Origin of the sequence: Sulfitobacter sp. R18_1, from assembly GCF_017743915.1 — a bacterium.
Classification (GTDB): domain Bacteria; phylum Pseudomonadota; class Alphaproteobacteria; order Rhodobacterales; family Rhodobacteraceae; genus Sulfitobacter; species Sulfitobacter faviae.
Genome location: NZ_JAGHRG010000001.1, coordinates 222,008 through 234,084 on the forward strand (window position 1 = coordinate 222,008; position 12,077 = coordinate 234,084).

The window sequence follows — 12,077 nt, forward strand, 5'->3', positions numbered from 1 at the left end:
GTAGCTCCTGCAACAGTGGAGTGCGCCCCGACTACGAGACCGAAAGAAAGCCATAGGACTTCCGCCAACGAGAATACCACTCTGTAGAGGTAAGGCCGATTTCTTGTCATAGGAACGAATGACTTCAGAAGATTACCACCGAACGCTAGGAGCATCGGCAGCCCCGACATCGAGATAAGGATAAATATTGAGGCGGTTACTGCCTGCCCGAAGCATAGGTGTCGAACAGACTTGTCGCTGGCCCATGCACCTCCCAAGAGAACGAAAATATAGGTAAGGGTCACAAACATTGGTCCCCATTGGGAGATCGATATAAAATATGCCACCCACATCGCGCTTGAAGCAGAACTGATCACCATAATCTGACGGGGACCCTTCCAGATATAAGCCAGCGCCCCTATTATGATCGCCATAATTCCCAATATTTCCATCTATTAAGGTTCCATACATCAGATTGTTTTGTGGATCCTGCACATTTTTGGTGCGAACCTTAGTTCGATGTAGGAGAATGAACTTAATGAAAGTGCATTAATCGAATAATTAATCGAATATGATCAAGATGTGGATTCTGAAAACTTATTGGGATCTGGCAAGGCATTATCAGTGCGCTCTCTCCAGTAGAAGAAGACGCCAGATACCACTATTGCACTCACCGAAAGAGCGGAGCCCGCAATAGTGGAGTATAAGCCCTCTACTATGCCGAACATGATCCAGCTTAGCTCTCCTGATGCGAAGGCAATTCGGTACAAATAGGGATGACGCCTCAGAAGTGATCCAAATGTCTTCAATAGGGTTCCGCAGATCACCAGCACCATAGGGATGCCTGACATCGTGAATAATAGGAATGGAAGGACGACTGCAAATCTCGCGGCGGCTATGTATCTCGCGGCGGCTATGTATTTCGCGGTCCTAGCCTGAGCATAAGCCCCTCCCAACAACACCAGGATGAAGGTGCAGGTGACGAACATTGGCCCCCATTGCGAGTGCGACATGAAGTACAAAACCCACGTTGCACTCGAAACGGCGCTGATCACCATAATTTGCTGTGGCCCCTTCCATATATAAGCCATGGCGCCAATCAGGATGGCTGCGAAGCCTATACTCTCCATATCCGGACCTTCCACCAACGCACTGATCAGTACGGGTGTACTTGTCAGGAAAATATGAATTACTGCTTAAACTCCAGTGGCTTTGGCATTCTAGACACCGACAAAACTTCAATATCGTCAGGATCTAGGACAACGCGTGTGGATGCGGAACCATCACTCTCGACAATCCAGAGCTGCCCAAATCCCTTATCAATCAACGCTACACGAATGCGATCATAAAATCTGATAGCCGCCTCTAAACCCTGATTGTCCTCGATGTCTCTCGCCTCATCGTGCGTCTTCATGAGCCACTGTAGGGGAACTTTTTTCACCGGTTTATCAGCGATCAGAAGCTCATAAATGAAGCCTTCATCCTCGGTGAATGTCGATGCGATATCAATGTCAGGTGTGACCCAGATGCCGAGACCACCATTACTTGACCGGCCTTTCTGACCAGCGGAAGCGAGAGTAAACTCCTCGAAGAATCTTCCTGATCCGTGATAGATGGATTGAGGCATATTAGCGACTGAGAGCTGTGGCTGGCTCATCGCTTTCCAGAGCCTCCAGGGCCGACATGACCTTCTCTTTCTGACCATTGAGGATGTCTTGATCCACCTTCAGCTTGCCTTCATGGACTGGTTTTAGGTCCTTCACGATAGCTCGTCCTGTCGTTGAGAGGATCTTCTCGAAATCATCCGGATATTTACACCAGCGGGGTTCCATTGTCGTAATACCCAGCGTGCCTTCTACGACGGGGATACCCTCAACGCGAAGCTGGAAGCATCCTTCATCTTCTCCGTTGTAGTAGAAGCCAAGATCATACGATGGCTCCTTACCCTCATAGTAGACGACATGAATATCATCACCTGGCTCAACACGGATATCTTGACGCTCGCAAAGACGGTCGATCTCTTCCTGAACAGATAGGGGTTGGCGGTTGATGAGATTTTTGCCCGCGATAAAGGCCCCCTTCTCAAGATCCACCGACCCGTTATCTACATCCAGACCAACGATAGCTTCACCGTAGGTTCCCGCATCATTCACGGCCTTGCTTGCGTCGGTCATAATTTTGAAAACATCACCAACAATACTACTGAGACTTTGGCTCATCTCCAGCTCTTCCGCGAGACCGTTCTCATCCACATCAGGGAGCGTGCTTCGGCTATGTCCGTCCAGCTCCTCGAAATCTTTAAATCCAACCATAATTTCATACCTTTTCTTTTATAGGTAACGAACCCTTCAGGGCTTCCACATTTCAAAATTTAATATAACCCGGGGAACGATAGTAACCATACGTTAGTAACCCGGAATGTACTTGCTATCCTTATACACTAGCAAAAGAAGCCTATCAATACGCAAAGGATAGACTGACTACTGAATAAAGTTACACTTGCCTTTATCTTATCTATTGACCCCTGCCCCCAAATTCGATACATCATTAGATGTGAACGGAATGCAGCTCTTAGAGCGTGGCACCTTCGGATCTTTTGATTGTTCACTAATTCGACTTTGCCGGGCTCATTGGACTGTCGGATTTCTACCTTCTTGCTGGATCTCCAGCACATACATCATACCGAACTCCTTTTTTCACAGGTGGGCGGAAATGAAGAGCCCAGTTTTATGCTTGCCTAGTAAAAGAAGGAAGACCGCTATGACGACTAATGACACCCTTATTGTGATGACTGCCGACCAATTGAAGGCAATCATCAATAAAACGCTCAAGAACGCCAAGAATGGCAAGGAGAGCAACCAGACCAGTCTGACTGACGCAGCCAAGTTGCTTGGCGTAGACGGTAACTGGGGCACAGCCCTTAGCAAAGGCTCAGTGATCGCCCCTGGCGTTGATCTAGCAAGCATCGCTGCACCCAGCGCACCAGCCCAGCCCTCCTCGTTTAAAGTCTACCTCAATGGCTTTGACCTTGATGGCAAATTTTCGATGTCGGCCCATGCCACCCAAGAAGCGGCTGATCGGGATGCTAGAAATTGGCTGAAGGGTCTCAAGAATGACTACCCAGAAGTCGACTATGATCAAGAATACGTTGATGATATCATCGAAGAGATGAGAGAAGTCAGCGATTACGCCATCCGGGTGATGCAGGAAAACTTTGAGTTGTCTCCTCCTCAGCAGGGCCCTGAGGCACCCGAGGATGGCCGCATCGAAGCAGAACAGAAGGCCATCGAAAATGGTGAGGTCGACTACTTGCAGTGCGATTTTATTCCCCAGGAGTTTTTCGGCCGGAAGGGTGATGACATCCGTGGTGTTGGGGTTTCCGAAGACGCTGAATGGAAGATGACTGTGGAGGAAGCTCTACAGCTCACGAACCTGTCGAGCGTCGAAGACATCCAAGAGAACTCGTACGATAGTGATCATCTCCGCCTGTCCCGTCATGCTCCCGAATGGGTCAGAGATTGGGATGGCCCCTTCGAAGTCGAGTTCGTCGTTCACAAAGCCACCCCTGCTCATGAAAGCATGACCGCTGAGGATCGCGTTCGTGATGCAGCCGATGATGCTTTCATCCATATTCAGGAAGCCGAAATGGACGAAGATCTGATGCGAGAGCTCGATATTACTAGTGACGCGTTCAGAAAGAAGGTCGTGGACGAATGGATGAAGCTATATGGCGACGATCTTGCGATGCGGATCGACTACGAAGGCGCACAGATCGTAAACGACCATGTTTATGATGGCTCCTATACTCTTATGGAAGACGAGCTTCAGGAGATGCTGGACGCCAAAAAAGCTAGCAATCCAGCTCCGTAAAAGAAACCAGGTAAGGGGTGAAAGCCCCTTACCTATCCCTATAGCGTCACCTTCCCCTCTATACTTGAGAAAGCACTAATACTTGACGAATAGACGCCGCCAATATAGACTAATACAAGAATAGGTATTCATATTAAGTGCTTTGCAGCATTTCATTTACCCTACGAGGCAAGAATGATCCCCACACGCTCCGTCACAGACGATGACATTCCCAAAACCTGGGACGACAAACCCGCAGAAATCTTGGTATCGTTCTTTTACGAAATGAAGGCTTCTCAGTTCATCGGTTCTGGATGGAGGCGACCACGTAAGGTACGCGGACAATGGGTCGTCAGAAAGTGGGCTGATCGAAAGCTGATGCTGCGCACCGACCGCACTGGTCTCACACAATTTGTGGTGTCGGTATGAAGTCCCTTTGGTGTCGCCTTTTCCATCAGCCCCATTATGGTTGGTGCCATTGGACCCCGGAACGACGCTCTGTAGCCCAGTGCCGATGCCGTCGCTGCGGGAACGAATACGAAATCAATGTAGAGTAAGTAGAGATGACCAAAAACTTACCTCCCGACATCACCCCTGAAACCCACCCCGACCACCATACAGTCGGGCAAAGGTTCCGTGCGTACAACATCAAATACGACAAGCCAGACACGTTCTATTGCGATAGCCACGATGCTTCGGGCTACAACATGAAGAGCGAAACCACTGATCACCGCACGAACATCAGCGAGCGTGCTATCGGCCGGACTTACCATCAAATTCACTGATCCCACCTAGACAGACCTAGACAGAAAAAGGCCCCGGAAAATCCACTCCGGGGCCTTCATATTTTTAACTTTACGTTGGCGGCCTTTAAGGCGCCGGGGCACCAGCCAGGTTAGCTTTCATCTCTTCGGCCGCTTTCTGCGCCATAGATGTGGGATCGAAATACTGAATGTCTTTGCGGCTGATGGCAACCGATCCGCCACCATAGGCGCCGATCTGGAAGCGGCTCGATGTCAGGGCATAATCCAAAATGATCACTTCATCAGAATTTGCTGCCTCGAGGATGTCTGAGATCATCGTCGCTGCAACCTCAATGCTCGCATTTTCGTCAGAAAAGACGACAACCTGTGATCCATCTGGGCCTTCAAAATCAACCTGGAAACCAAGCTCATCTTGGATCGCGCTGTTCTCTAGCGCACCTAACAGCTCCTCCGATAGAGAGTGATCCTCACCATCAAAATAGTTTTCTACATCACAAACAATGTTGTTTGCTGCATCTGAAATCTCTTTTCCTTCGGGAAGAGAGACGCAAAACTGCGTATAATTAGTAGCCATATTTTTCTCCTTAATGACTTCTATTAAATGCTTAGCTTGATGAAACCCACCATGCTCGATCAGGCATCTTCATCGTCTTTGAGGCGGTGGTAGTCCTTATCATCACACGTGATGTGGTATCTGTCCTCATCGACCAGAACTGTGTGACCAAGCTTATCCAAAGCCATCACCAGAAGGTCAGCAGGGCTGTAATTCCTACCACCCATGCAATAGGCAACTGCCGGTTTATTGATGATTTCCTTGCCGTCGATTAATACGCTACCACCTTCGGCAAAGTCGGTGCCACAAGTATCACACTCTGAGGTGTCTCTATTGGTTCTGATTTCGATCTTCATATTTTTGATATCCTTAGTTCAATCCTGCTCAACTTGAACGATCTCGAAGCCAATCTGGAGCAAGATCGCCTTCAACGTTTCCCAAACGTATAGACCCTGAAGTAGATGTCGTCAAATCTTTGATGTCTCGATTAATCCATTATTTCGTCTATTTAATATTGACGAAGCAACTACTGTTCGGTATCTATGCATGGCAACCTGCGTTCATTCTGGAGCGAGCGTTGGCTGCTTCTGTTTTGTTCACATCTCCAGATGCATTTGTATTAGCCGTCGATACAAATTAAGATAAAGTGTAGTCCATGGCGAAACTTAGGGCGGCCTATACTTCATATTTTATCGAGAAGACACTTCACATGTTCAAGCATCAGACCATTCCAACCACGAACGAGCGAACCATCAACAGCGTTGCTGACTTCAAGGATTACCACTTGAGCCACGATGGCAGTAGTATGAGTGCTTATGGTTGTGAGACAACAGCACTGGTCCTGAAGAACACCGTGTTCTTTGTACTGAAGGGTGACCATCGGGATGCAATGCAGGCGTTGGCCGAAAAAGACGGCCTACAAGGATGCTTTGATTACTTCCTAGAGAAACTGTCTCTCGCCCATAAAATTAGTGAGCACCACAACGTTGTGGCGGACAACGACCAGTTCAGCATCGCAAGCAACGCACGTAAGTACCTGGGACACGATAATATTACGCGCCTCAAGGAAGCTGCCCGCAAATTGAAAGAGGATCACTGAAAGGATTAATAATGCCTGAGAAAACATACCTTGAGCGCATGGAGGAAGCCAAGCGTCTCATTTGCGAAGCTCACGATCTTGTCGTGCCAGACGGTGATGTAGTCGACATGCGTTATAAGCTGTCCGACGCGCTGGCCCGCGTCCTGTCTGATGCGCTGGTCCGGGCCAACAGCGTCATCCAAGAGGAACGCGAAGCTCTCGAGGCCGAAAACAAACTCACGGCCAATTAAGATGTTTGGGGCGAGAATTTCAGACTTGATCGATGGCTTCTCGGCAACCGCAGATGACCTGATCCAATGGGCCTAAGAGTTCCAAACGGAAAACGCCGATTACGAAGACGAAAAGTAAGGAAGTAATATGTCACATGAATTTATTGATCGTATCGAGAAAGCTAAACGCCTCATTGGGGAAACTCTTGGGATCGTCGAGGCTGACTTGCCAGTAGAGCGGGATTTGATCGAAAGCCTATCTGACGCCTTGACCAGCTTGAAAGACATCGTGAAGGATGAGCGCAAGGTCCTTGAAGCCGAAAATGCCATCTTAGCTAACGATCCTAAGCCATAGGCTCCTGACATGACCGAAGAAACCTACAGCACTGACGGAGCGGAGTGCCCGTATTGTGGACATGTAGATGACGCCGACAACAGTGATGGCGCCCTTTACTCCGACGACATGGATGAATGGACATGCGGCTCCTGCAATAAACCGTTCAAAGTCTCCCTCTACATTCACTACACATGGACGGCCACTCCATACGATGACGTAGCCCATCCCGAAGATCCTGAGGGAGAGCATAATGACGCTTAAATTTGAGAGCGATATTCCGATTGAAGCTGCCGGTCTCATGCTGTGCAAAATCGTGGGAGAAGACGACCTTAAAATCTCGGAGACAGTGACCTTTCAGAACGGCCGTCCAGCGGTGATGGCCACCCTCAATCGAGCCAGCATTTCTGGCCATGTTGGAGGCAGCATCGACAAGAACACGCGGTTCTGGGCTGACGTCATTGATGAAAACGGTGATGGTATTGGTGAGATCAAGCTTGATCGGGGTAGCTGGACCGCCCTAAAGACAAAGTGGATGCCCTGCAAAATGCTAAGCTCCCAATAATCGAGAGCTGAAGACCCCCTAGCCCCTGTCAGAACCCCGGCGCCATTGCTGGTATCTCATATTCTATCCCTGCCTCGTCCAAGACCTCGTAGATCTCGTCATCTGTCATCGTTGCAATATGACTGCGAACAGCCCGCTGACGCAGTATGGGCTCCATCTGATCATATTTATTGGGCGCCAGATCATTGATGGCTGATAACCGGATGTCAGGAACATCGATCTCAATGACCTGATCGTGGTCGTTCACTTCATCTTCAGTGATCGCACGTTTGGGATAACGGGAAACAAACACGCTACGACAGGTCTCTGCGTCACGAGGATGGAGATCTTCTCGATCAAGAATGGCGGCTGGAAAATATACCTTCATGCTGACCTCAAGGCGCTGGGCTTGCGGGCCAGTCGACATCATCGACCAGATCGGAACGGTGCGCTTCCATGAAAGCCTTCAGCTCAGCGGTATCGAACTGAAATCCCCTTGTATAAACGTCTTCTATAATATGGGAATGCGATGGGTTTTCTGCCTGTTTCAGTGCGTCCAGCACCGTTTCTGCAAACAAACCCGGTTCTTCATACATCTCATCTACATCCCAACGATCTGCCATTTTCAAGTATGTGCCGATGTTGACCAGTGGACCGAGGTCACCAGTTCCAACGAGGAATACCGGAGTCGTACCAAGGGCTTCTTCAACGCTAAGCCAGAAGTAACCGTTCGGGAGATATACATCCTTGTGAGCGTCAGCCTCGAAAGGCACCTTTTCGTACAAAGCCATATTTGGATTCTTTAGGGCAACATGTACGGGCAACATCTGGTCACCCTTCTTATCAAGGATGTTGACCTCGCCTGCATCATTCATGTGCGCAATCATCCATCCAGACGCATGGTCAGGATCAGCAGCAAAAAAATTGCAGTGCATTTTGAAGTATTCTTTGGGGTCCTTCAGTAGCAGATCACGCTCTTTTTCCAGTTGACGAAGAGCGACTTGTTGGGCGGCAGCCAACTGGCTCTCATCATTGAAATCCAGATCCTCGTCTGTGCCAGCAGCAGTAATTGTGCCGTTTCTATCGTAGTGATGAGTTATATGTGTGCTATCGGGCATCTTGGGCATCCTTAAAGTATCTGTTTCTGTTGCGAGTCAGATACCCATACGGCATGCAAGTTTCCCGAAGGTTTAGGCGATCATATTTTTAGCGTGAGGCAACCACAGTCCCATCGTCGCGCACATCCTCAACCAAGACTTGATGCCATTTATCGCCTTCAGATTCCTTGATGCGGATCCATTTACCGGCTTTCATCTTTTTCTTGTCGGCGCCATGAACTAGAACGACCTTCGGGATCGTCCCCAATTTCATAGGCGTCAAATCTTTATCGTACCAGTTCACTTCAAAACCTATTGAATTAGAATGCCCAATATTAGCACATGAAAGAGGCCCTTATCAATGGAAATCCTTGATTACCTCAATATTTGAACTTACCCGGGGAAGAAGCGGCGCCCAACTCCATCTCGATACAACCTTCTAGAAGCGCATAGGATCCTCCCCCAAATGAGGCTACCTCATCGCAATAAGACTGGGTGGCTGCCGGAATACGTGACCAGGCACTCTTCAGGCCATTATACGCTGTCTGCTCCATGTCTATACAGCCATTATAAAGCATCGCAGACCCACCTCCAAAATCGGAAACCTCCTGACAATAAGCTTCCACACCATAACGAGGAATGCTGCCTGCTTCCGCCGCACTCGAGAAAGATAACAGGAGCCCCAAGCTTAATACCGATATCCCGGTCATCAAGTAATGGCGGCCTGTACTTAAATTGCAGTCTGTCATATTTTCTCCCCTGAAAGCTACTATATCTATTCGACCACCTGAAATTAGGCATGGCCTTCTGCATTGCGTTAAACGCACGATATTGTTGGAAGCAATCAATAAGGATGTCAACGATGCAACGAGAACCGAGAACCTTCTTTTCTGACTGCGTTGGCTGGCCCGATGAGCTTGTCGACGTACCTGGCGGTCTCTGCGATTGCCGTAGTGATGCCAATGACATGAGACCTCATGACTTTTTTCAGAATGTCGACATCGACACCATGACTGATCACGCCCATGCGCTGGGATACACCGGTCCCAGTAAGGCGTACAACGATCCCGAGCATCAAGATCACAACTCAGACAGCTATGGTAAATCAATGGAAGAAGACCCGGCAGTCGACTTCTTCAAAAGTGAGCTATTCGGCAAGACTGTGTACTTTTACCGTCATAGCGGCATCGAACACGTCTTCATTGAGCCCGGTTGGACGCCTTCACTTGAAGATGTTGACTGGGGCGATGAGCCGGATCAGGGTTCGGCGTTCTCCCCCTAAAACAAATTTATCTTGCGTAGGACCGATTAATTCATTAACTAACGAAGCTGAATAGTGCGCAGTCAAGGATAGCCTACTTTATCCTGTGCCCGTTCATACACCTATGTCCATGGCAAAGCCATGCTTTATGCAACCCTTTTTAAGGAGTATTCAACATGGCCCTGTCGCGCCGAGTCCTAATGATTATCGAAAAACCAAGTATGGTGCAGTACGTTGTACCACACTGGCTAGATCAATTCCCCCACGATCATATCCACCTTTTTTGCACCTTGCGCCGAGCAGCACTCCGGTTCAAGTTGAACAGAAATCTGCCGCTTTCCGCAGCCCCTCTTATTACAGAGCCTGTTCTTGAGAGAATTCCCTCTGAGGAATGCTACTACTGCAATGGCGACTTTGGCGAGGAGGCTAGAGCTGCGGACCATATTATTTGCGCTAACGGATTTGCCCCTCACCACAGTCGGAACCTTCTTGACCTAATGACAGAGCATGGCATTGAAACTCCACTGTCTGAAGTATCTTGGGTTCCCATTGAAGGGATTGATGCTGAGGAGATCAAATCCAAGATTAAACTGGGACTCCGAGCAGACCACCCCGACTTCACTCGTATGGCTTCTATTGGTCACGCGAGAAGGTATTTCAACTATCTTTATCTGGTTAACGCTTTGCCCGTCTTTGGTCTTGCGCTTAGGTCCGCAGGCATCGACACAACAGGTAATCTTGGCTTTATTTCAAAATATACTCTTCAGTCACTTCTACTGCTTGATCGGGCTGATCCAGGGCCGCTTCTCTGGAATGACATTGTAAAGCTCATGCGAAACAATCCTGCTTCAAAGACGCCTAGCCCGATTGGAACAGTATATTCGCGCGAAGCGCTCATTACTTGGCTTTGGGACAGCGGTTGCCTAACATCCGACAATGGAAAAAGGACCGGGCTTCTATCTTTGTCAGATCGTGGACGACGCCTTGCATCACTATTCCACAAGGACTGTTTCGACCCTCATTTGTCTAGCCGCTTCGAGGGGTGGGGTGAAAATTGGCCTGCCAGCAAACCCGCAATTGATCGGTATATCAGGAGCTTCTTTGGCAAAGAAAAAAGGTTCCTTCTCAAAAGAAGCTGACGTTAACCGTGCTGCACAGGCATCCCCTGAAAATTACAGGCAACTTGAGCTGTAGTTTTCAGGGCTTTTATTGAGACCCGTGTTCTAAAGTTGCCTGCTTAGGGCTCGATGAGACTACCTTGGCCATCTTTTAACATCTTCCCCGTCCTGAAGGACGAGGATTTTCGGCCTGGTCTACGCGACCTTCCGAGGAGTTGACGTTTCCGCACTAGACGACCCTAGACCGCCTAGCTCCACGTCCGTGGATACCGCGTGGTATCCCGACGGAGTGCTCCCCCGCCGTAGAATATACACCGCTGCATTTTAGCAGCGGTGTATTGGAAGCTTCAGTATGTACAGAGAGACAATCCTTGGTTTTCGCGACCGCCTATCTGCGTAAACTTCCACATGCTGTTCAGCATGTTTCGCTATGTCTACTGTAAATCAAATAGCTTGTAAAGAACAAAATGAGAACAAGGGCTACCTAAAAACGCATTCCTCCCTTCAGGGCAGGGAGGAATGCGGAGATTTTATGAGGCAATGCATCCAGAACCCCGAGATAGATGTAGTCCAACGAAATGCCGTATCTCTCGTGCAGGCGGATAGCACCGTCAACGGATACCCTGAAGTCACCGCTTTCCCATTGGCTGTAGGACTTAGGCGACACATTTGCCTGCTCTGCGTATTCTGCTGAGCCGAGATCATAGTACGCCCTCACCGCGCGCAATCTATGTGCAATATCAGCATACCTTCCGGTTACAACTTTTACTTCGCGCTTGGACATCTAATCCCTATTCAATCGCTAACTCTATCAGGCATTGATACCATCGAAGTTTGCCAAAGGAAATGCACCAGGCTACGCCGCACCGAGCTCATCTATCGAGGTGCAAACGTCACCGGCAAGTCGATGGAGGGAGCCCTTGCGTCCCTCCATCGTATAGCTCCATACTGTCAGAAATCGTCGCTTTCTTTATGATGTCTATTTTTCTTGGTGATCCTGGACTTCTTCAATGCACCAAATATTCTGACTATTCTATGTTTGGTATTAGAGGTAAAATACCAAAGGTTAATCATCGTATGAATAAGATCAATTATGGTTCCCGACGATAAATCCTGCGTGGAAAATATTCTCCATATGATGTAATTATACTCTGAATAATGCTCCCAAAACTTGATGACCGCATACAATAGTTTAATAATTTCGTAGAGCAAAATAATGCCTTTCGTTTTTCATTAGTGAAGGCCCTATTGCCTTCTATCTTGGTAGTTG

General features: G+C 48.6%; 20 protein-coding genes. 10 read left to right on the forward strand and 10 right to left on the reverse strand.

Annotated features, from left to right (window positions below; all coding sequences use genetic code 11):
- Positions 1-554: 554 nt before the first annotated feature.
- Genes J7392_RS01530 through J7392_RS01540 form a run of 3 tightly spaced genes read right to left on the reverse strand, consistent with a single transcriptional unit; the run spans position 555 to position 2,291 of the window.
- On the reverse strand, positions 555-1,109 hold the full coding sequence (locus tag J7392_RS01530; protein WP_209215825.1) for a hypothetical protein: 555 nt from the start codon (positions 1,107-1,109) through the stop codon (positions 555-557).
- Between the two features lie 59 nt (positions 1,110-1,168).
- On the reverse strand, positions 1,169-1,636 hold the full coding sequence (locus tag J7392_RS01535; RefSeq protein ID WP_209215826.1) for a hypothetical protein: 468 nt from the start codon (positions 1,634-1,636) through the stop codon (positions 1,169-1,171).
- The gene (locus J7392_RS01540; protein WP_209215827.1) at positions 1,608-2,291 is read right to left on the reverse strand and encodes a hypothetical protein; all 684 of its coding nucleotides are present in this window, start codon (positions 2,289-2,291) and stop codon (positions 1,608-1,610) included. The genes J7392_RS01535 and J7392_RS01540 overlap by 29 nt, the downstream gene beginning before the upstream one ends.
- Before the next feature lie 448 nt (positions 2,292-2,739).
- On the opposite strand from J7392_RS01540, the gene J7392_RS01545 reads away from it, so the two are divergent.
- The 3 genes from J7392_RS01545 (at position 2,740) to J7392_RS01555 (ending at position 4,613) form a co-directional block, all read left to right on the forward strand.
- Complete coding sequence (locus tag J7392_RS01545) at positions 2,740-3,849, forward strand: hypothetical protein (RefSeq protein ID WP_209215828.1); 1,110 nt, start codon at positions 2,740-2,742, stop codon at positions 3,847-3,849.
- Positions 3,850-4,023: 174 nt separating this feature from the next.
- Entirely contained in the window at positions 4,024-4,257 is a 234-nt protein-coding gene (locus J7392_RS01550; RefSeq protein WP_209215829.1) for a hypothetical protein, read from the forward strand.
- Positions 4,258-4,391: 134 nt separating this feature from the next.
- Positions 4,392-4,613: a hypothetical protein gene (locus J7392_RS01555; RefSeq protein ID WP_209215830.1), complete on the forward strand. Its 222-nt coding sequence runs from the start codon at positions 4,392-4,394 to the stop codon at positions 4,611-4,613.
- Between the two features lie 85 nt (positions 4,614-4,698).
- Here J7392_RS01555 and J7392_RS01560 read toward each other — a convergent pair whose 3' ends face one another.
- Positions 4,699-5,166 carry a hypothetical protein gene (locus J7392_RS01560; protein WP_209215831.1) on the reverse strand — a complete coding sequence of 156 codons (468 nt, stop codon included), beginning with the start codon at positions 5,164-5,166 and terminating at the stop codon, positions 4,699-4,701.
- A gap of 59 nt (positions 5,167-5,225) precedes the next feature.
- The gene (locus tag J7392_RS01565) at positions 5,226-5,501 is read right to left on the reverse strand and encodes a hypothetical protein (protein WP_209215832.1); all 276 of its coding nucleotides are present in this window, start codon (positions 5,499-5,501) and stop codon (positions 5,226-5,228) included.
- A 353-nt stretch (positions 5,502-5,854) separates the two neighbouring features.
- Between J7392_RS01565 and J7392_RS01570 the strand changes: the two genes are divergently transcribed.
- From J7392_RS01570 to J7392_RS01590, 5 genes are all read left to right on the forward strand, one after another.
- Complete coding sequence (locus J7392_RS01570; protein ID WP_209215833.1) at positions 5,855-6,244, forward strand: hypothetical protein; 390 nt, start codon at positions 5,855-5,857, stop codon at positions 6,242-6,244.
- An 11-nt stretch (positions 6,245-6,255) separates the two neighbouring features.
- Positions 6,256-6,474, forward strand: coding sequence for a hypothetical protein (locus J7392_RS01575; protein ID WP_209215834.1), 219 nt, complete (start codon positions 6,256-6,258; stop codon positions 6,472-6,474).
- 127 nt (positions 6,475-6,601) lie between these two features.
- Positions 6,602-6,808, forward strand: a complete 207-nt coding sequence (locus tag J7392_RS01580) for a hypothetical protein (protein WP_209215835.1) — start codon at positions 6,602-6,604, stop codon at positions 6,806-6,808.
- A gap of 9 nt (positions 6,809-6,817) precedes the next feature.
- Positions 6,818-7,051 (forward strand): hypothetical protein, encoded by a 234-nt coding sequence (locus tag J7392_RS01585; RefSeq protein WP_209215836.1) that lies wholly within the window; start codon positions 6,818-6,820, stop codon positions 7,049-7,051.
- Positions 7,041-7,352 (forward strand): hypothetical protein, encoded by a 312-nt coding sequence (locus J7392_RS01590; RefSeq protein ID WP_209215837.1) that lies wholly within the window; start codon positions 7,041-7,043, stop codon positions 7,350-7,352. The genes J7392_RS01585 and J7392_RS01590 overlap by 11 nt, the downstream gene beginning before the upstream one ends.
- Before the next feature lie 28 nt (positions 7,353-7,380).
- Here J7392_RS01590 and J7392_RS01595 read toward each other — a convergent pair whose 3' ends face one another.
- From J7392_RS01595 to J7392_RS01610, 4 genes are all read right to left on the reverse strand, one after another.
- On the reverse strand, positions 7,381-7,719 hold the full coding sequence (locus tag J7392_RS01595) for a hypothetical protein (RefSeq protein ID WP_209215838.1): 339 nt from the start codon (positions 7,717-7,719) through the stop codon (positions 7,381-7,383).
- Positions 7,720-7,726: 7 nt separating this feature from the next.
- Complete coding sequence (locus tag J7392_RS01600) at positions 7,727-8,449, reverse strand: hypothetical protein (RefSeq protein ID WP_209215839.1); 723 nt, start codon at positions 8,447-8,449, stop codon at positions 7,727-7,729.
- An 88-nt stretch (positions 8,450-8,537) separates the two neighbouring features.
- The gene (locus tag J7392_RS01605) at positions 8,538-8,732 is read right to left on the reverse strand and encodes a hypothetical protein (RefSeq protein WP_209215840.1); all 195 of its coding nucleotides are present in this window, start codon (positions 8,730-8,732) and stop codon (positions 8,538-8,540) included.
- A 76-nt stretch (positions 8,733-8,808) separates the two neighbouring features.
- Positions 8,809-9,177, reverse strand: coding sequence for a hypothetical protein (locus J7392_RS01610; protein ID WP_209215841.1), 369 nt, complete (start codon positions 9,175-9,177; stop codon positions 8,809-8,811).
- Between the two features lie 113 nt (positions 9,178-9,290).
- Between J7392_RS01610 and J7392_RS01615 the strand changes: the two genes are divergently transcribed.
- Positions 9,291-9,710: a hypothetical protein gene (locus tag J7392_RS01615; RefSeq protein ID WP_209215842.1), complete on the forward strand. Its 420-nt coding sequence runs from the start codon at positions 9,291-9,293 to the stop codon at positions 9,708-9,710.
- A gap of 155 nt (positions 9,711-9,865) precedes the next feature.
- Positions 9,866-10,828 (forward strand): hypothetical protein, encoded by a 963-nt coding sequence (locus J7392_RS01620; protein WP_209215843.1) that lies wholly within the window; start codon positions 9,866-9,868, stop codon positions 10,826-10,828.
- 463 nt (positions 10,829-11,291) lie between these two features.
- Here the strand turns inward: J7392_RS01620 and J7392_RS01625 are convergent, their stop codons facing one another.
- On the reverse strand, positions 11,292-11,591 hold the full coding sequence (locus J7392_RS01625; RefSeq protein ID WP_209215844.1) for a helix-turn-helix transcriptional regulator: 300 nt from the start codon (positions 11,589-11,591) through the stop codon (positions 11,292-11,294).
- Between the last annotated feature and the right edge of the window lie 486 nt (positions 11,592-12,077).